This window comes from Streptosporangium sp. NPDC049248 (assembly GCF_040678965.1).
GTDB classification, from domain to species: domain Bacteria; phylum Actinomycetota; class Actinomycetes; order Streptosporangiales; family Streptosporangiaceae; genus Streptosporangium; species Streptosporangium fukuiense.
The window spans coordinates 396058-414232 of record NZ_JBFAQY010000004.1 but is presented as its reverse complement, the minus strand read 5'-3'; the positions used below and the strand labels follow the sequence as shown (position 1 = coordinate 414232).

Here is an 18175-nt window from a genome sequence, read left to right as displayed (position 1 = left end):
GCCGGGAGCCGGCGACCGAGGTCAGGCCGGTGGAGCCGGGTCGGCGCCCAGGGCCAGGTCGGCGCGGCGCAGGGCGGCGGTCATGGTCTTGATCGTGGCGGGCTCGTCCATCACGCCCTCGCCCGCCTCGCGCCGCTCCTGCCAGGCGCGCACCCGGTGGGTGTACTCCCGGTAACGGGACAGGTGGAAGGCGTAGACCGTCGCGTACCGGCTGACCAGGTGTGACGGGTGCATGTCCCAGCCCTGGTAGAAGCCGTGGCCCAGGGAGTGCCCGACCAGCTCCGCGTGGCGCCGCCACAGCTCCTGCACGGCACGCCGGTCATCCGAGGCAGGGGAGGCCGCCAGCGAACCGTCCGACAGTTCCACGCCGGTCCCGGCGAAGACCGTCCGCATGACGTTCCTGGCGTGATCGCAGACGGGATGGTCCAGCCGCTGCTCGTGCGGGGGCAGGGCGCAGCTCGCCGTGTAGTCGAAGACGCCGAAGTGCGCCGCGGCCAGCCTGCCCCGCAGGGAGGCGACCAGACCGGAGTCGAGGAACAGCACCGTCTGCGGCGCCTCGACCTGGATCTCGAACCGGAGCGCGCCCTCGTCGAGGCCCAGCCCGTCCTCCAGTGCCCGCAGGCAGTCGGCGAACTGGTGAAGGTAGGCCCTCATCAGCACCTTCGGGAAGGTGACCACGAATCCCCCGGGCAGTCGCCCGACCCGCTCGACCACACCGGTGAGAAAGCCGTCCAGCGTCCTGAGGGAGCGGACCGGGTCGCCGTCGGCGAACGACTTCACCCGTAGACCCCAGCGGCGGGGGAGCGTTCCGGCCGCGTGCATGGCCGCGATCGCCTCGGCGGCGGCGGAGGTGTGACCGTCCTCCTCCGCGGGGCGCTGCCCGTACCCGTCCTCGAAGTCGACGCGCAGGTCCTCGACGGGCTCCGCACCGAGCTTGGCGGCCACCCGGCCGTGGACGGCGTCGGCGAGGTCCCCGCCCACGCCGAGGATCGCGGCCAGCTCGCGTTGCGGCAGGTGTCGCCGCATCAGCTCCAGCGCGGCGTCACCCCAGGCCCGCACCGTCCCGGCGTCGAACCGGTCCGCGGGGACGTAGACCGTGTGCACCGGCTGCCAACCGACCGGCCCGTACGGGTACAGCGCCGACTGCTCGAGGTGGACCCGCTCGAAGCCCGGGATCAGGGCGGACGGGTCGGCGAGCGTGACGCGCATGCTGGTGCTCCTCTGCGGACGTGTCGCTGTGGACGTGCCGTTTCGAACGCACCTTAGCCGCAGCCGTTCGCCGCCGGTCACCCCCGTCACCGTCGCCCCGAACCGATCAGTGGTCTCAGCCGGTCCCAACCGGATCACAAGTCACCATGGTTAAACTTTGCCGTCGAAGTTCGATCACTCGGCGATGGGATGACATGAACAGACTCAAGGGACTCTCCGCGCTGGCCGGGTCCCTGCTGGCCGTACTGCTGATGACGCAGGCGGCTCCGGCCGCCGCGGCGGCCGCGCCCGCGAAGCCCAAGGTGGCCGTGGCGGTGAAGGCGGGTCCGGCCAAGCACACCGGTAAGTGCCCGGTGACCGTCGGCTTCACGGCGAAGATCAAGGTGAGCGCGCCCACCGTGGTGGCCTACCGCTGGCTCAGGGGCGACGGCTCCTCCAGTGCCGTGAAGACCGTCAAGGTGAGCGGGACGAAGACCCTGAAGGATCGCGCCACCTTCCGCGGCGACCTGAAGGGCTGGCAGGCGCTCCAGGTGCTGAGCCCGCGCAAGGTCGTCTCCAAGAAGGCGAACTTCGTGATCTCCTGCGCGCCGCAGAACGGCGGCGGCGACGGCGGTGACGGTGACGGTGGCGACGGCGGCGTCGACCCGCAGGGCCCGGCGGAGGGGCAGGGCCCCGACGCCTCGGGTGGCGAGCAGAGCGGCGAATAGCGTTCTGGCCGCGGCCGCGCCCCGGTCCTCCGGGCGCGGCCGCGGCCGCGTCATTGACGGCCGCAGGCGGTGAGCATGGCGGCGAGACCGAGGAGTTTCACCCGCTCGCCCCGGTCGAGGGACCTGGCCAGTGTCGCCTCGGCGGCCTCGATTTCCAGCCAGTGCTCGTAGGTGATCGGCGAGATGCCCCGGGAGGCGAGAAGCTCGTCCGGGTCCGTACGGTGTACCGGATCGCGGTCGGCGAGATCGGCGAGGAGGGTGCGGACCGTCTCGGCGGCGTCGGACTTGTTGGTGCCGATCACACCACTGGGACCACGCTTGAGCCAGCCCGCCACGTACTCGCGGTCGCGGACCCGGCCGGCCTCGTTCGGCACGGTCATGGTGGCCTCGGAGAAGGGAACGCCGGGCAGCGGCACGCTCTGGTAGCCGACCGAGCGCAGCACCATGCCGACCGGGAGGGTCTCGAACTCGCCGGTACCGACCACCCGGCCGTCCAGCAGCCGGGTTCGCTCCAGCTTGAGCGCCTCCACCCGTCCCTCGCCGAGGATCTCCACCGGACGCATCCAGAACCGCACGTCCAGCCGCCGGGGACGGCCCGTCAGGCCGCGGGCCGCCCAGCTCTGCAGGACCTCGACGTTGCCCCTGATCTGCCGGGACGCCGTCGAGACGTCCGCTGCGCTCTCCTCGGGCCGCACCCGCACGTCCGCGTTGGCCAGCTCGCCCAGCTCCCTGAGCTCCTTCAGGGTGAACTTGGCGTGCTCGGGCCCCCTGCGGCCGATCATGTGGATGGCCTTCACCTCGCTGGCGGCCAGCCGGTCGAGCACCTCCTGCGGCACGTCGGTGGCGCGCAGCTCGTCGGCGGTCTTGGCCAGGACGCGCACCACGTCGACCGCCACGTTCCCCACGCCGACCACCGCGACCTCGGGGCTGTCGAGGACGAAGCGGTCACCGGGCATGTCGGGATGGCCGCAGTACCAGTTGACGAAGTCGGTGGCGGCCACGCTGCCCGGCAGGTCCTCGCCGGGGATGCCCATCCGCCGGTCCACCATCGCGCCGGTGCAGTAGACCACGGCGTCGTAGCAGTCGAGCAGATCGGTGACGCCGATGTCCTTGCCGAACTCGACACCGCCGAGGAACCGCACGTCCGGAAGCTCCAGCACACCGCGCAGGTAGCCCGCTATCGACTTGATCGAGGTGTGGTCGGGGGCGACCCCGTAGCGCACCAGCCCGTACGGGGTCGGCAGCCGCTCCAGCACGTCCACCCGCAGGGGCACGGTGGCCTGTTTCCGCAGGGCCTCGGCCGTGTAGATCCCGGCGGGCCCCGACCCCACGATCGCGACTCTCAGCGACACATCGCCTCCCAGGGTGCTGGCGCTCATGACGCGATTCTCCATTACCGGTGCCCGCCGGGCCAGTCTCGGCGGTCCGTTGTGATCGAACCGGTCATCCGGCACGGGGCACCCGGCGGATACGTTTCCAATATCTCCGAACATTCCCTGCGCACACGGTGTTCCCGGTGTTCCCGGCGGGCCCGGTCTCCCGCGGGAGCACGTGCCCCGGAGGTTCTCCGCATTCCCCGGGAAACTCCCCGCGAGGACGTGCCGCCGAGACGCCCGCTCCCGTGCGCCGGACCCGTCCCCGGGGCCTGCTCGCACGCTGTCTACGGGGTCGTCCGCGCGCGCAGGGCGCGTTTGTCTATCTTCCCGTTGCCGGTGACGGGAAGGGCGTCGACCACGATCACCCGCCTGGGCACCTTGTAGTTGGACATGTTGTCGCGGGCCCAGGAGATGACCTTCTCCGGCTCGACGGCCGCCCCCTGCCTCGGGACCACGAACGCCCAGCCGACCTCGCCCATCCGCTCGTCGGGCACCGCGACCACCGCGGCCTGGTCCAGGGAACCCTCCCGCAGCAGGAGTCCCTCCACCTCGGCGGGGGAGACGTTGAACCCCCCGGCGATGAACAGTTCCTTCTTGCGGTCCACGATCGCGAGGTCGCCGCGGGCGTCGAGGGCGCCGATGTCGCCGGTGTGCAGCCAGCCGTCCCTGATCACCTCGGCCGTTCTCTCCGGCTCGCCCCAGTAGCCGCGCATGACCCCGTACCCGCGGACGAGGACCTCGCCGCGCTCGCCGCGCGGTACCTCCCGGCCGTCGTCGTCGACGATCCGCACCTCCATGCCCGGCACCGGGCGGCCCGTGCTGCCCGCGATGACCTCGACGGGGTCGTCGGCCCTGGTCATGGAGACGACCGTGCCCTCCATCAACCCGTACGCGTTGATCATGCGTTCCAGGCCGATCCGCTCCAGCAGCCTGCGTATCAGCTCGGCGGGGACGGAGGCCGCACCGCAGATCGCCACGCGCACCGAGTGCTCGCCGATCTCGGTCTCCTCCAGCAGTCGGTGGAACAGCGTCGGAGGCCCGGCCAGGATCGTGACCCCGCCGTCGCGGATCAGGGCGGCCAGCCGGTCGGGGCCGAACGTGGCGATCGGCATCATCGTGGCCCTGCGCATGACCGAGGCCAGCAGCCCGGCGTTGAGCCCGAAGCCGTGCGCGAACGGGGCGATCACCGGGTAGCGGTCGCCGGGGCCGAGCGTCACGATCTCCGCCCAGTCCCAGTAGCCGCGCAGCATCCGGCCGTGTTCGAGCATCACGCCCTTGGGCGTGCCCGTGGTGCCCGAGGTGGAGATGATCTCGCACAGGTCGTCAGGTCGTACGGCCAGCGCGCGCTCCTCGGCCTCGGCGCGCCCGATGAGGGAGCCGGCGACGAGCACCTGCGAGGGCTGCGCCGAGCCGGGCCGCTCCAGTCCCTCGGGCACGATCGAGTGCCGCAGGTCCGGCAGGCCGGCGAAGGGCAGGCCGCCGCCCGTCTCACCGGCGGCCTCGGCCAGCAGGTCGGCCGGCACGGCGCCGTCGTGACCGTGCCCGGTGATCAGCACGCTCGCCCCGGTCGAGCGGAGCGTCGCGGCGGCCTCGATGCCCTTGTAGCGCGACGACAGCGGCACGAGCACCGCGCCGGCGTCCCAGACGCCGAACGCGGCGATCACCCAGTGCGCGTCGTTCGGGCCCCAGACGGCGACCCGGTCGCCCGGCAGCACGTCCAGTGCGATCAGGCCCCTGGCGACCTCGCCCGCCCGGTCGCGCAGCTCGGCGAGGGTCAGCCGGACCGTCCCGTCGTCCACGACGACGTCCGAGGGATGATCGTCGGCCAGGGCGCGGAGCATGCGGGGAATCGTCCGCCAGTCGGGTACTTCCATAGCGGTCGCGCCTTTCGTGGATCAGCGGGCGATGGCTGTGCGATCCCTGCCCAGGTGGTGGCCTCGCGTGTCGTTCACCACGCCGGGGGAGACCGTCTCCGAGATCCGGTCGGAGATCTCGACGGCGATCGTGACCGGGGTGAGCGCCTTGAGCGACTGCTGCAGGCGCGACCTCCACATGGGATTCCCGACCAGGCTCTCCCGCTTGAAGGTCACGGTCAGGACCGCGGCGTCGAGCGTGCCCTGCCGCGAGACGCCCAGCTCCCAGCCGGAGACTCCGTCGATCTTGTTGAGCGCCCGCTGGATCCGGTTCAGCGACACCCACACCCCGCGTACCAGCACGTGGTCGCCGACCGTGTGCTCGGGGGCGGGGATCGCCTCACCGCCGGAGACCCGGACCACCTGGCCGGTGCGCACCGCCTCCCCGGCCCGCGCGCCGGCGACGACCAGCTCGGCCGGCCCCGAGGCGTACGGCGGTGCCTGCAGCTCGTCCTTCTCCAACGGGGCCAGGCCCACCGAGCCGGGCACGAGCAGGGTCAGCGGCGCCGACTCCGAGGACCGCCAGCCCAGCGGCACCGCGGTGAACGGCGAGCAGTAGACCTCCGTCACCCGGGCCCCGAACTCCGTCGCCAGATGCGCCATCGTGCGGCGCGAGGCGATCTCCCCGGTCAGCACGACGTGCCGCAGGCCCAGGTCCAGCGGGTCCAGCAGGAACTCCAGGTGCAGCCGGGCCAGCAGGTCCATCGCGCCGGTCGGTGTGATCACCAGGGTGGTCGCGCCCAGCGACTCCAGCGCGTGGTGCAGCCTGAGCCTGCCCCGGGGGCCGACGGAGGCGCCCGCCGCCGCGACCTCGGCGGCGGCGCGCGCCCACTGCGGGCCCGCCAGCTCGCCGTCGCCCGACAGCGCCGCCACCACCCGGTCCCGCCCGTCCACGCCCGCCGCCCGCAGTGCGGCGGCGTAGGCGGCGGTCAGCTCGCCCACCTCGCCCGCGGGGGTCACGCTGCCGGCGTCGGCGGAGACCAGCAGCAGCCCGGACGCGCTACGGCCACCGGCGGCGAGGTCGTCCCTGGTCAGCCATACGGAGGGCGCGCCGAGCGGGACGGTTCCCACGGGCGCCGCGTTCGAGGCGGGCGCGGCACCGTCGTCGCGGGCCGCCGGGTTCGTCGTCAATTGATCACCTCGGTCATGAAAAGCCGCATCGACTCGCAGACGTGCTCGTGGGAGAGGCCGCCCACCTGTGCCTGCAGGATCAGGTCGGTGGCTCCGGCCTCGGCGATGCGGGCCGTGGCCTTCCGGGAGCCCTCCACGTCGTCCACCACGACCATGTGGTGCTCGCGGAGCGTGGCCATGGCCTCATCGGGGGGCATGCCGGCCGCGAGCTGACCCAGGACCTTGTGGGTGGCGTGCCGGGCGTCGTAGTAGTCGGGAGGGGTGACCAGGTTGACCTGGCGCCGGATGTACCACAGGACCGGGTCGGAGGCGATCTCGAACGCCCGTTCCTTGGTGCCGCCGACGAACCACGGGATCATCAGCGCGACCCGCCGGCTGTCGGGGTCGAAGCCGTTGTCGGCCAGGCACTGCCGGTAGCTCGCGATGTCCTCGGCGACGTCGTCGAGGCCCTTGAGCATCGTCATGCCCAGCAGGTTGTAACCGTGCCTGGCCGCGGCCAGGTAGCCCTCCAGGGAGGTGGACGCCACCCACACGGGAGGGTGCGGCACCTGGGCAGGCCGGGGGTAGACGGAGACGTCGGGGATCTCGAAGAACTCGTTGGACCGGCTGATCGGCTCGCCGTCGGCGTTCCAGATGGCGAGGGTGGCCTCCAGCGAGTCCTCCCAGATCTGCCGCGACTTCTCGAAGGGCTTCTGGAACGCCTGGTACTCCAGCGGAGACGCGCCCCGTCCGGTGCCGAACTCCACCCGGCCGCCGGAGATGACGTCGAGGGTCGCGACGCGCTCGGCGGTCCTGATGGGCGACTGGAAGGGCAGCAGCACCACGCCCAGGCCGAGGTGGATCCGCTCGGTGCGCTGGGAGACGGCGGCCAGCACGAGGTCGGGGGCCGACGAGTGGGAGAAGCCCCGGGTGAAGTGGTGCTCGACGAACCACGCGGTGTCGAACCCCAGCCGGTCTCCGAGGACCACCTGGTCGATCACGTTGCGGAACGCCTGCTGTTCGACCTCCCGGGAGCGTCCGCGGACCTCCAGCTCGTAGCCCAGGCTGATCCTTAGGGACGTCATCCACGCCTCCGTTGTGTGTCCATCCGACCCCCGGCCGAGGCCCCTCACTTAACCAAGCGCTCGCTTGGCGAGATTACCAGCATGCCGGGACCTCAACAAGCCGACGCGTGAGGCGCCCTCCCTACAGGCCCGCGGCGGCGGCCAGGCGGGCGCGGTGCGCCTGCGGGGTGCCGAGGAGCTGGGCGTCCGAGGTGGCCCGCTTGAAGTAGCGATGGGCCGGATGCTCCCAGGTGACGCCGGTGCCGCCGTGCACCTGGATGTTCTCGCCCGCGGCGGCCAGGTAGGCCTCCGTGCAGTAGGAGCCCGCGACGGCGGCCCGGACGGGAAGTTCCTCCAGCGGGGCGCGCGCGGCGGCCAGGGCGGCCGAGCGGGCCGACTCGACCAGCAGGAGCACGTCGGCGAGCTTGTGCTTGACCGCCTGGAAGGAGCCGATCGGGCGGCCGAACTGGTGGCGCCGTCTCGCGTGGGCCACCGCGGTCTCCAGGCAGCGGTCCGCCCCGCCCACCTGCTCGGCGGCCAGTGCGGCGACCGCCAGGTCGCGGACCCGCTCGTGCGCCGCGCCGGAGCCGATCCGGACGGCGGGGACGGCGTCGAAGGCGAACGCGGTGAGCGGGCGGGTCTGGTCCAGGGTGGGCAACGGCGTGCGAGAGGAGGGGGCGGCCTCGAAGAGCGCGCCGCCCGCGTAGGCCAGCACCAGCTCGCCGTCCAGGGCGTACCGGGCGACCCCGGTCAGCCGGTCGCCGTCCAGCGCCAGCTCGGCGTCGCCGGGGAGCAGCACGGTCGCGGTGACGGTGCCTTCGGCGATCCCGGGGAGCAACCTGGCCATGGCCGCCCGGTCGCCGGCGGCCTTGATCGCCTCCACGGCCAGCACCGCGGTCTGCAGGTAGGGGTGGGGCGACAGGGCGCGGCCGATCTCCTCGCACACGACGGCCGCCTCGGCCATGCCGCAGCCCGCGCCGCCGTACTCCTCGGGGACCGCCAGGCCGGCCACGCCCAGCTCGGCGGCGAACCGGACCCAGGGGGCGTCCGGGTGCCGGGCGAGGAAGGAGCGGACCGCGTCGCGGAGCTCCAGCCGCTCTTCGGAAAGGGGTGGGGAAACGCTCGCGAAAAGACTCACGGCAACAGCATAACCAAGCGCTCGCTTGCCTCGCGAAGTTTGCCTCCCCCTGGGTGTTAGCGCAGGTCAGATATACTGCCGGTGGCCACGAGTACATGTGATCGGGGGATCGGTGGCTTTGGTAGAACGCAACTACACGCTTGACTTCGTTGCGGGGGACCGACGGGATCGCGCCATTCTCCGGCACATGGTCCTCTCGCTCTTCGTGGGGATGCTGCTGGGTGGCGTCGGAGCGCTGTCGGCCTACGGGCCCGGCCTGCCCAACGCGATCTACAACCCGTACGCGTACGTCCTCCTCGCCGTCGTCGTGGGCCGGACCGCGGCCGGTTTCGGCTGGGCGGTGCTCTCCAGCGTGCTCGCCGCGTTCGGAGTGCTGCTCTCGACGCTGAGCGCCACTCTCTTCGAACCGGGGGACTGGCTCACCGGCCTTGGCGACGACGGCGCCACGATGAATCTCACGGTCGTCAATCTCGTGACGATCGGGGTTCTCTCCTACCTCACCAAGCGCCCCGACCGCTGGGGAGGTCTCGCGGCCGGAGGGGCGGTCGGGCTGGCCCTGTTCGAAGGCATCGACAAGTTGATGCCCGGCCCCGAGTTCGTGCCGGGCTTCTGGCCATGGGGAGCGGCGGTCATGCTCGTGCTCGCGGTGGGAATGCTGATCTCACTGGCCCGCAGGCGTGACCGGATCTGCGCCGCGCTGATCGCGCTGGCCCTCGGGGCCTTCCACTTCGTCTTCTTCACCACCGGAATCTAAAGCGGTCGATGGCAGACAATCGGCTTGCCGGACTCGATAGCCTGTAGAGCATCGATCCCCACTAGCTAGGAGTAGCCGTGCTGCTGCGCATGTCGTCGCTGTTTCTTCGAACGCTGAGGGACGACCCGGCAGACGCGGAAGTCCCGAGCCACAAGCTGCTCGTCCGCGCCGGTTACGTCCGCCGCGTCGCCCCCGGCGTCTACTCCTGGCTCCCCCTCGGCAAGACGGTCCTGGAGAACGTCACGCGCGTGGTGCGTGAGGAGATGAACCGCATGGGCGGCCAGGAGGTGCTCTTCCCCGCGCTCCTGCCCCGTGAGTACTACGACGCGACCGGCCGCTGGACCGAGTACGGGGACACGCTCTTCCGCCTCAAGGACCGCAAGGGTGCCGACTACCTGCTCGGTCCCACCCACGAGGAGATGTTCACCGACATGGTCAAGGGGGAGTACTCCTCCTACAAGGACTATCCGGTGACCCTCTACCAGATCCAGACGAAATATCGGGACGAGGCCAGGCCCCGGGCCGGCATCCTGCGCGGGCGCGAGTTCGTCATGAAGGACTCCTACTCCTTCGACCTCGACGACGAGGGTCTCAAGCACTCCTACGAGCGCCACCGCGAGACCTACATCAAGACCTTCGACAGGCTCGGCATCGCCTACAAGATCTGTTTCGCCACGTCAGGCGCGATGGGCGGGTCGGCCTCCGAGGAGTTCCTGGCCCCCGCGGCCACCGGCGAGGACACCTTCGTGGCCTGCCACGACTGCGGCTACGCGGCCAACGCGGAGGCCGTCGTCACCCCCGCCCCGGCCACCGAGGGCGCCGGCGAGCGCCCCGCCATGCGGGTGCTCGACACCCCCGACACCCCGACCATCGAGTCGCTGGTCAACCACGTCAACGAGCACCACGGCCTGGGCATCACCGCCGCCCAGACGCTCAAGAACATCGTGGTCAAGGTGACCGTCCCGGGCTCCGGCAAGACCGAGACCCTGGTCGTCGGCGTGCCCGGCGACCGCGAGGTCGACTTCAAGCGGCTGGAGGCGTCCCTGGCCCCCGGCGAGCCCGCCATCTTCGAGGCCGAGGACTTCGCCAGGCACCCCGGCCTGGTCCGCGGCTACATCGGCCCGCAGGTCCTGCGGGATCTCGGCATCCGCTATCTCGTCGACCCCCGCGTGGTCGACGGCACCGCCTGGGTGACCGGTGCCAACGAGCCGGGCAAACACGCCGCGGACGTCGTCGCGGGCCGCGACTTCGTCGCCGACGGCACGATCGAGGCCGCCGAGGTCCGCGCGGGCGACGCCTGCCCGGTCTGCGGCTCCGGCCTCTCCATCGACCGCGGCATCGAGATCGGCCACATCTTCCAGCTCGGCCGCAAGTACGCCGACGCCGCGAAGCTCGACGCCCTCGGCCCCGACGGCAAGCCGATCCGCATCACCATGGGCTCCTACGGCGTCGGCGTCTCCCGCGCCGTGGCCGTGCTGGCCGAGCAGCGGCACGACGAACTCGGCCTGCGGTGGCCCCGCGAGATCGCCCCGGCCGACGTCCACATCGTGGGCACCGGCAAGGACGGCCAGATCGAGGCCGCTGTGGAGATCGCCGAGGAACTGGAGGGGCGCGGCCTGCGCGTCCTGGTGGACGACCGCCCCGGTGTCTCGCCGGGCGTGAAGTTCAAGGACGCCGAGCTGCTCGGCATGCCGACGATCCTGATCGTCGGCCGGGGTCTCGCCCAGGGCGTCGTGGAGCTGCGTGACCGCGCCACCGGCACCAAGGAGGAGATCCCGCTCGCCGAGGCGGTCGACCGCGTCGTCGCTGCCTGCCGGGAGTGACCCCGCGGGCCCGTCCCGCGTCACCGCGCATGTGAAGGAGCGGCCCACCCGCGCGGGTGGGCCGCTCCTTCGTGTCCGTGGTCCCGTCTCAGCGGTGACGGTAACGGGAACTCCGGCCGATCGTCCTGCCCACGTGGAATCCGCCGGGCAGGTTGACGGTCACGTGTTTGCGGCCGTCGGGAGTTCTCGCGATATGGAATCTGCGATTACCGAAGCCGTGGCCGACCCCTCGTGGAGACAGGTCGATCCGGAAGGGACCGATTTTGATCGACTTTCTGTATCCCCAGCCCATTGTTCTCTCCCCGAACCTCGTGCCGTGTCAGGAGAACGACCGGCGTTCGCGTACGGTTCCCGGGAAACACCCGTCAGCGACGCGCACCGCCGCCGATCGTCTTGCGCCAGTGGAATCCGCCGGGCAGGTTGACGCTCAGCGTGCGGCGCCCATCTGCCGTCTTGGTGACTCTGAAGGCGCGGTTTCCCCAGCTGTGACCCACTCCACTCCGCGAAAGGTTAAGACGGAACGGACCGAACTTCATGGATTTCCGGTATCCCCAGCCCATTGCTCCTCCTCAGGCGTGTTTCACGGAGATTCAGCTACCCGGCAGGCACCGTACAAACATGCTCGAAAGCGGGTTTGAATCTCATTTCACGAACGCCGGGGCCGTAATCAGGCGTCGATACCGCGCTGACCAGCTCGTCACTCCGGGAAACGGGAAAGCGGCCATCGGTGAAAGTCAATCGGTGGCGGTCGCCGGAGGGGAGACGGTGGGTGAGGAGCCCGGGGAGGCGGCGGGCGCGGGCGGCATGCCGGGGAAGGTGTCGATCTCCGGGCGCAGGCTGTAGGAGCGGGTGACGCACTCCTGCATGGCCAGCGCGGCCATCTTGCGCAGCGCAGTGTCGGCGGAGGCCGTCAGCTCCAGGTAGGTGCCGGTCACCCTCCGCTCGACCAGCACGGCCAGCTCCACCGCCTGCGCCGCCGTGGACGGCGTGACCGGGAGCTCGTAGACCGCCGCCGGCTCGGCCGGGGTGCCGCCCATCTTGATGATCATGGCGCGGAGCTGGTCACGGCGGGCGCGGTGGGCGTTGTAGGCCGCCGTCATCTCGGTGCGCAGCCTCCCCGTGCTCCTGGCTCCGATGACTCCGTACGCGTACACGGCGGCGTGCTCGGCCGCCAGCGCCGCTTCGAGTCCCCGGTCGGCCCTCACAGTGATCTCGACAGGGCCAGGGCGTGCGCGGCCTCGCAGGCGCCGATGGACGCGATCAGCTGGGCCAGCGGGGGCGAGGCCCCCTCGACCTGCCGGGCACGGAGCGCGGCCGCCCTGCGCTCCAGATCGTGAAGGGCCCGCACCGACACCTTGCCGCCCGCGGACGCGCCGCCGGAGAGCGAAGGCGAAGGGGTGGGTGTCGCGGAGGCGGAGGCGGAGGCGGCGGGCGGGAGGCGGCGGCGGAGCTCGGCCAGATGGGCCTCGTGCCGCCGCCTGAAGGGCACGAGCCTGGCCGAGGAGGCCGAGGCGTACAGGGCCACTGTCCGCTCCTTGCCCGCGATCAGCTCCCGCAGGAGCACGGTCTCGGGATCGGGACGCTCGGCCACCGGAGGCACCCGTTCCTCGGCGGCGCAGCCCGCGGCGGCCACGGCCGCCGCCCCGAGAGCGCCGCCCCGCAACAGGGCGCGCCGGGAGACGGAACGCACGGACGACCTCCGGTTCTGTGTCGGCAGCTGACGCACCTAGCATCGTACGGGCTTGGAATAATGGCACCCACCTCGCTTCTCGGACGGCTCCGCCACACCGAGTGGCGCTGTTTCCACGCCCTGGTGTGGATAGGCTGGTTAATCGCATGGGCGAGGTCCGCCCGGCTGAGATCGTGACAATGGGAGGTCGGCATGGGCAACGCCACATCCCGCGACCGCCTGATGAAGCTTCTGGAACCTGTCGTCGGAGCCGAGGGGCTCGACTTGGAGGACGTCACGGTCACCCCCGCGGGCAAGAGGCGGCTGCTGCGTGTCGTCGTCGACCGTGACGGCGGCGTGAGCCTCGACGACGTCGCGGAGGTCAGCCACGCGGTCTCCGCGACGCTGGACGCCGACGACGCGATGGGAGGCGCCCCGTACGTGCTGGAGGTCTCCTCCCCGGGGGTGGACCGCCCGCTCACCGAGCCGCGCCACTGGCGCCGCGCGGTACGGAGGCTGGTCAAGGCCGACCTGAGGGACGGCACCGCCGTGGAGGGCCGGATCGTCGCCACCGACGAGACCGGCGTGGAGCTGGACGTCGACGGCGCGCCGCGCCGCATCGACTATGAGGACCTGACCCGAGGACGGGTTCAGGTGGAATTCCGCCGGCTCGACGACGCCGAAGACGACGGCGAAGACGGCGACGAGGGCTAAGGGGGAGCCTCGTGGACATCGACATGAGCGTCCTGCGCAGCCTGGAGCGGGAGAAGGACATCTCCTTCGACCTGGTCGTCAAGGCGATCGAGGACGCGCTGCTGATCGCATATTTCCGGAGCGAGGGCGCGGCGGCCAAGGCGCGCGCCGAGCTCGACCGCAAGTCCGGGCACGTGACCATCTTCGCCGCCGAACTCGACTCCGAGAGCGGGGAGGTGCTCAGGGAGTTCGACGACACCCCGGGCAACTTCAGCCGCATCGCCGCGACCACCGCCAAGCAGGTCATCCTGCAGCAGCTCCGTGACGCCGAGGACGAGATCAACTTCGGGGAGTTCGCCAGCCGCGAGGGCGAGCTGGTGGCCGGCGTCATCCAGCAGGGCAAGGACCCGAGGGTGGTCCTGGTCGACCTCGGCAAGATCGAGGCGGTGCTGCCGCACAGCGAGCAGGTCCCGGGTGAGGAGTACGTCCACGGCGAGCGGATCCGCTGTTACGTGGTCCAGGTCAAGAAGGGGCACAAGGGCCCCTCGGTGACCCTGTCGCGCACCCACCCCGGGCTGGTGAAGAAGCTCTTCGCGCTGGAGGTGCCGGAGATCGCCGACGGTACGGTGGAGATCGCCGCCATCGCCCGCGAGGCCGGTCACCGCACCAAGCTCGCGGTCAGGTCGCGGCGGCCGGGGGTGAACGCCAAGGGCGCCTGCATCGGTCCGATGGGCTCGCGTGTGCGCAACGTGATGACCGAGTTGCACGGTGAGAAGATCGACATCATCGACTGGTCGGAGGACCCCGCGGAGTTCGTGGGGAATGCCCTGTCACCGGCGCGTGTTTCCCATGTAGAGGTGATCGATTCCGACGGCCGTGCCGCGCGGGTGACCGTGCCGGACTACCAGCTCTCCCTCGCCATCGGCAAGGAGGGGCAGAACGCCCGGCTGGCCAATCGCCTCACCGGCTGGCGCATCGACATCCGCCCCGACACCCAACCGGGGGACGCGGCAGGTTCCGCAGATGCGTCCACACGGTAAGCTGGAATATGGTGGCCAGGCTGCCCCACTGAGAACGTGTGTGGGGTGCCGGGTTCGCACGGTTTCCTCCGAGCTGCTCCGCCTGGTGGTGGTCGAGGGCGTCATAGTCCCCGACCTGCGAAGACGGCTCCAGGGGCGTGGTGCTTCACTGCATCCAACCCTGAGCTGTCTCGAACTCGCAGAGCGTCGCCGAGCGTTTCCGCGTGCGTTTCGCGTTGCGGTTCCGCTCGACCTGTCGCGGCTGCGTGGCCACCTGGAAGAGCAACAGGCTGAAAGGATCGGGTGAAATGGTTACCGACTGTCATGTAGGACGCCGATTTGATGGGCTGGTCAGATAGCTATGAGCGCCTGATGAGCATGCGGCGATGAGTACGTCAACGTAACGACGGTCCGGCGGCACCGCCTCCCGGGCCGAGACAAGGGAGTGCAGTGGCGAAGGTCCGGGTATACGAGCTCGCCAAGGAGTTCGGTGTGGAGAGCAAGGTCGTCATGGCCAAGCTCCAGGAGATGGGCGAGTTCGTGCGTTCGGCGTCCTCGACTATCGAAGCACCGGTAGTCCGCAGGCTCACGGAAGCGCTGGGCGGCCCCAGTAAGGGTTCGTCCGACAGGGGCAGAGGCCCCAGGCCGCCTCAGGCGGCACCTCGGCCGGGTGACGGCCAGCCGAACGGCGTCTCCTCGGCGCCGACATCCATCCCCAAGCCGGGACCGGCCCCTCGGCCGGGACCGCGACCGGGTCCCGTACCGGCTCGCCCCGCGGCGCCCGCGCCGCAGGCCCCGCCGGTCGTTTCCCGGCCGGAGCCCCAGCAGGCGCAGCCTCCGCAGCCGCCGCGGCAGCAGCCGCCGCAGGTGCAGCCGCCGCGCTTCGAGGCGCCCCGCAGCGACAGCGGCCGCCCGGCGGCCTCCGGTCCCAAGCCGGGCCCGCGGCCCGCTCCGCGCCCCGGTCCGGCGGCGCGCCCCGAGGCACGTCCGGAGGGTCGTCCCTCGGGCGGCCCCGGCGGAGCGCCCTCGGGTCCCAGGCCCGGTGCCGGCGCGGGTGCGCCCAAGCCGGGTCCGCGTCCGGGCCCGCGTGGTCCGCGCCCCGGTAACAACCCGTTCTCGTCGAACGCCAGCGGCATGGGCCAGGCCCGTCCGCCGCGTCCCGGCGGTCCCGGCGGTCCCGGCGGTCCCGGTGGCCCCGGCCGCGACGGCGGCCCCGGCGACAGGGGGCCGCGCCCAGGTCCGCGTGAGGATCGCGGTCCCCGCGAGGGTCGCGACAACGCCGGTCCCCGTCCGCCCGGCGCCCGTTCCGGTCCGCCCGGTGCGGCCGGCCCGCGTCCGGGTCCCGGCGCGGGTGGCCCGCGTCCCGGTGGCGGTGCGGGTGGCCCCGGCGGTCCGCGTCCCGGTGGTCCGCGACCCAGCCCGATGATGATGCCGCAGGGCCGGCCCGCCGGTCCCGGTGGCGGCGCGGGCCGTCCCGGTGGCGGCGCCGGTGCCGGTCGTCCCGGTGGCGGTGCCGGTCGTCCCGGTGGCGGCGGCGGTCGTCCCGGTGGCGGCGGCGGTTTCGCCGGCCGTCCGGGTGGCGGTGGCGGCGCTGGTCGTCCCGGCACCGGAACCGGTGGTCCCGGTGGCGGTGGCGGCGGTTTCGCCGGCCGTCCCGGTGGCGGTGGCCGTGGCCGCGGTGGAGGCACCGCGGGCGCGTTCGGCCGTCCCGGCGGACGTCCGACCCGCGGTCGCAAGTCCAAGCGCCAGCGGCGTCAAGAGTTCGACAACATGCAGGCCCCGGCGATCGGCGGCGTGCAGGCTCCTCGCGGCAACGGGCAGACGATCCGCCTGTCGCGTGGCGCCTCCCTGTCGGACTTCGCCGACAAGATCGGCGCGATCCCGGCGTCCCTGGTGCAGATCATGCTGCACCTGGGCGAGATGGTGACCGCCACGCAGTCGGTCAACGAGGAGACGCTCCAGCTTCTGGCCGCCGAGCTCGACTACAACCTGCTTGTGGTCAGCCCGGAGGAGGAGGACCGCGAGCTCCTGGAGACCTTCGACATCGAGTTCGGCGAGGACGAGGGCGACGAGTCCGACCTGGTCGCGCGCCCGCCGGTGGTGACCGTCATGGGTCACGTCGACCACGGTAAGACCAAGCTGCTCGACGCCATCCGCAACACCAACGAGGTGGCGCAGGAGGCGGGTGGCATCACCCAGCACATCGGTGCCTACCAGATCGCCGCCGAGCACGAGGGCGAGGACCGGAAGATCACCTTCATCGACACCCCGGGTCACGAGGCGTTCACCGCCATGCGTGCCCGAGGTGCCAAGGTGACCGACATCGCCGTCCTGGTCGTCGCGGCCGACGACGGTGTGAAGCCGCAGACCATCGAGGCGCTCAACCACGCCCAGGCGGCCGACGTGCCGATCGTCGTCGCGGTGAACAAGGTCGACAAGGAGGGGGCGGACCCGAGCAAGGTGCGCGCCCAGCTCACCGAGTACGGCCTGGTCGCCGAGGAGTACGGCGGCACCACGATGTTCGTCGACATCTCCGCCAAGAACGGGACCGGCATCGAGAACCTGCTCGAGGCCATCCTGCTCACCGCGGACGCCGAGCTCGACCTGCGGGCCAACGACACGATGGACGCGCAGGGCGTCGCCATCGAGGCACACCTCGACAAGGGCCGTGGTCCGGTCGCGACCGTGCTGGTCCAGCGCGGCACGCTCCGGGTCGGCGACTCGATCGTCTGTGGCGAGGCCTTCGGCCGCGTCCGGGCGATGCTCGACGACAAGGGCGAGGCGATCCAGGAGGCCGACCCGTCCCGTCCGGTGGCGGTCCTCGGTCTGACCGCGGTGCCGGGTGCCGGTGACAACTTCATCGTCGTCACCGACGACCGGATGGCACGCCAGATCGCCCAGCAGCGCGCGGCGCGCAAGCGCATCGCGGACATGGCCAAGTCCGGCCGTCGCCGTACCCTCGAAGAGCTCTTCAGCGAGATGGAGAAGGGCCAGGTCGACGAGCTCAAGCTCATCATCAAGGGTGACGTCTCCGGTTCCGTCGAGGCTCTGGAAGATGCGCTGCTCAAGATCGACGTCGGTGACGAGGTGCGCCTGCGGGTGCTCCACCGGGCCGTCGGTGCGATCACCGAGTACGACGTCAACCTGGCGGTCGCCGACGACAACGCGGTCATCATCGGCTTCAACGTGCGTCCCGAGGTCAGGGCGCGCGACCTGGCCGAGCGCGAGGGCGTCGACATCCGCTACTACTCGGTCATCTACCAGGCGATCGAGGAGATCGAGGCGGCCCTCAAGGGCATGCTCAAGCCGGAGTTCGAAGAGGTCCAGATGGGCACCGCGGAAGTCCGCGAGGTCTTCAAGGTGCCGAAGATCGGCAACATCGCCGGTGCTCTGGTCCGCTCGGGCACGATCGTCCGCAACAGCAAGGCCCGTCTCATCCGCGGCGGGGTCGTCATCTCCGACAACCTCACCGTCTCCTCGCTGCGTCGCTTCAAGGACGACGCGACCGAGGTGCGCGAAGGGTTCGAGTGCGGTATCGGTGTCGGCTACAGCGACATCAAGATCGATGACGTCATCGAGACCTTCGAGATGCGGGAGAAGCCGCGCGCCTGATGCCAGGACAAGGCGACAGGGCCGTCCCGCCGGCCGCCCCCTCCGGGGCGGCCGGCGGGCGGTCGGCCTCTGAGGTGGCACAGTGACG

General features: G+C 71.4%; 17 protein-coding genes. 7 read left to right on the top strand and 10 right to left on the bottom strand.

The annotated features are described in order from the left end of the window. Positions 1–21: 21 nt before the first annotated feature. Positions 22–1209, bottom strand: coding sequence for an aldolase (locus tag AB0K21_RS11095; protein ID WP_364149269.1), 1188 nt, complete (start codon positions 1207–1209; stop codon positions 22–24). Between the two features lie 194 nt (positions 1210–1403). Between AB0K21_RS11095 and AB0K21_RS11090 the strand changes: the two genes are divergently transcribed. Further along, complete coding sequence (locus AB0K21_RS11090; protein ID WP_364149264.1) at positions 1404–1916, top strand: hypothetical protein; 513 nt, start codon at positions 1404–1406, stop codon at positions 1914–1916. A gap of 50 nt (positions 1917–1966) precedes the next feature. On the opposite strand, the gene AB0K21_RS11085 is transcribed toward AB0K21_RS11090, so the two are convergent. The 5 genes from AB0K21_RS11085 to AB0K21_RS11065 form a co-directional block, all read right to left on the bottom strand. Further along, positions 1967–3295, bottom strand: coding sequence for an FAD-dependent oxidoreductase (locus tag AB0K21_RS11085; RefSeq protein ID WP_364149262.1), 1329 nt, complete (start codon positions 3293–3295; stop codon positions 1967–1969). Positions 3296–3576: 281 nt separating this feature from the next. Continuing rightward, positions 3577–5166, bottom strand: a complete 1590-nt coding sequence (locus tag AB0K21_RS11080) for an AMP-binding protein (protein ID WP_343972099.1) — start codon at positions 5164–5166, stop codon at positions 3577–3579. Positions 5167–5187: 21 nt separating this feature from the next. Continuing rightward, positions 5188–6336, bottom strand: a complete 1149-nt coding sequence (locus tag AB0K21_RS11075; RefSeq protein WP_364149260.1) for a hypothetical protein — start codon at positions 6334–6336, stop codon at positions 5188–5190. Next, on the bottom strand, positions 6333–7400 hold the full coding sequence (locus tag AB0K21_RS11070; RefSeq protein WP_343968942.1) for an LLM class flavin-dependent oxidoreductase: 1068 nt from the start codon (positions 7398–7400) through the stop codon (positions 6333–6335). Before AB0K21_RS11070 ends, AB0K21_RS11075 begins: the two co-directional genes overlap by 4 nt. Before the next feature lie 121 nt (positions 7401–7521). After that, the gene (locus AB0K21_RS11065; RefSeq protein ID WP_364149258.1) at positions 7522–8517 is read right to left on the bottom strand and encodes an acyl-CoA dehydrogenase family protein; all 996 of its coding nucleotides are present in this window, start codon (positions 8515–8517) and stop codon (positions 7522–7524) included. 187 nt (positions 8518–8704) lie between these two features. Between AB0K21_RS11065 and AB0K21_RS11060 the strand changes: the two genes are divergently transcribed. Both AB0K21_RS11060 and AB0K21_RS11055 read left to right on the top strand, forming a co-directional pair. Then, complete coding sequence (locus AB0K21_RS11060) at positions 8705–9271, top strand: hypothetical protein (protein ID WP_343968946.1); 567 nt, start codon at positions 8705–8707, stop codon at positions 9269–9271. A 77-nt stretch (positions 9272–9348) separates the two neighbouring features. After that, complete coding sequence (locus tag AB0K21_RS11055; RefSeq protein ID WP_343968948.1) at positions 9349–11094, top strand: proline--tRNA ligase; 1746 nt, start codon at positions 9349–9351, stop codon at positions 11092–11094. An 88-nt stretch (positions 11095–11182) separates the two neighbouring features. Here AB0K21_RS11055 and AB0K21_RS11050 read toward each other — a convergent pair whose 3' ends face one another. The 4 genes from AB0K21_RS11050 to AB0K21_RS11035 all read right to left on the bottom strand — a co-directional run bounded on the left by AB0K21_RS11050 (position 11183) and on the right by AB0K21_RS11035 (position 12784). Then, entirely contained in the window at positions 11183–11386 is a 204-nt protein-coding gene (locus tag AB0K21_RS11050; RefSeq protein ID WP_343968950.1) for a DUF4236 domain-containing protein, read from the bottom strand. 73 nt (positions 11387–11459) lie between these two features. After that, positions 11460–11654: a DUF4236 domain-containing protein gene (locus AB0K21_RS11045; protein WP_343968952.1), complete on the bottom strand. Its 195-nt coding sequence runs from the start codon at positions 11652–11654 to the stop codon at positions 11460–11462. Between the two features lie 174 nt (positions 11655–11828). Beyond that, entirely contained in the window at positions 11829–12299 is a 471-nt protein-coding gene (locus AB0K21_RS11040; protein ID WP_343968954.1) for a ferritin-like domain-containing protein, read from the bottom strand. Then, complete coding sequence (locus AB0K21_RS11035) at positions 12296–12784, bottom strand: hypothetical protein (protein ID WP_364149254.1); 489 nt, start codon at positions 12782–12784, stop codon at positions 12296–12298. Before AB0K21_RS11035 ends, AB0K21_RS11040 begins: the two co-directional genes overlap by 4 nt. 192 nt (positions 12785–12976) lie before the next feature. Between AB0K21_RS11035 and rimP the strand changes: the two genes are divergently transcribed. The 4 genes from rimP (at position 12977) to infB (ending at position 18087) form a co-directional block, all read left to right on the top strand. Further along, entirely contained in the window at positions 12977–13477 is a 501-nt protein-coding gene (rimP, locus tag AB0K21_RS11030; protein ID WP_343968958.1) for a ribosome maturation factor RimP, read from the top strand. A gap of 11 nt (positions 13478–13488) precedes the next feature. Beyond that, positions 13489–14496, top strand: a complete 1008-nt coding sequence (gene nusA, locus AB0K21_RS11025; RefSeq protein WP_343968960.1) for a transcription termination factor NusA — start codon at positions 13489–13491, stop codon at positions 14494–14496. Continuing rightward, a complete protein-coding gene (locus AB0K21_RS11020; RefSeq protein ID WP_343968962.1) occupies positions 14480–14782 on the top strand; it encodes a YlxR family protein in 303 nt (100 codons plus the stop codon). Before nusA ends, AB0K21_RS11020 begins: the two co-directional genes overlap by 17 nt. Positions 14783–14925: 143 nt before the next feature. Further along, the gene (gene infB / locus AB0K21_RS11015; protein WP_364149252.1) at positions 14926–18087 is read left to right on the top strand and encodes a translation initiation factor IF-2; all 3162 of its coding nucleotides are present in this window, start codon (positions 14926–14928) and stop codon (positions 18085–18087) included. Positions 18088–18175: the final 88 nt, after the last annotated feature.

Bases quoted from the DNA above. Each gene is read 5' to 3' on its own strand.
- AB0K21_RS11095 (WP_364149269.1), bottom strand. From the start codon at position 1,209: ATGCGCGTCACGCTCGCCGACCCGTCCGCCCTGATCCCGGGCTTCGAG.
- AB0K21_RS11090 (WP_364149264.1), top strand. From the start codon at position 1,404: ATGAACAGACTCAAGGGACTCTCCGCGCTGGCCGGGTCCCTGCTGGCC.
- AB0K21_RS11085 (WP_364149262.1), bottom strand. From the start codon at position 3,295: ATGAGCGCCAGCACCCTGGGAGGCGATGTGTCGCTGAGAGTCGCGATC.
- AB0K21_RS11080 (WP_343972099.1), bottom strand. From the start codon at position 5,166: ATGGAAGTACCCGACTGGCGGACGATTCCCCGCATGCTCCGCGCCCTG.
- AB0K21_RS11070 (WP_343968942.1), bottom strand. From the start codon at position 7,400: ATGACGTCCCTAAGGATCAGCCTGGGCTACGAGCTGGAGGTCCGCGGA.
- AB0K21_RS11060 (WP_343968946.1), top strand. From the start codon at position 8,705: ATGGTCCTCTCGCTCTTCGTGGGGATGCTGCTGGGTGGCGTCGGAGCG.
- AB0K21_RS11050 (WP_343968950.1), bottom strand. From the start codon at position 11,386: ATGGGCTGGGGATACAGAAAGTCGATCAAAATCGGTCCCTTCCGGATC.
- AB0K21_RS11045 (WP_343968952.1), bottom strand. From the start codon at position 11,654: ATGGGCTGGGGATACCGGAAATCCATGAAGTTCGGTCCGTTCCGTCTT.
- rimP (WP_343968958.1), top strand. From the start codon at position 12,977: ATGGGCAACGCCACATCCCGCGACCGCCTGATGAAGCTTCTGGAACCT.
- AB0K21_RS11020 (WP_343968962.1), top strand. From the start codon at position 14,480: ATGCGTCCACACGGTAAGCTGGAATATGGTGGCCAGGCTGCCCCACTG.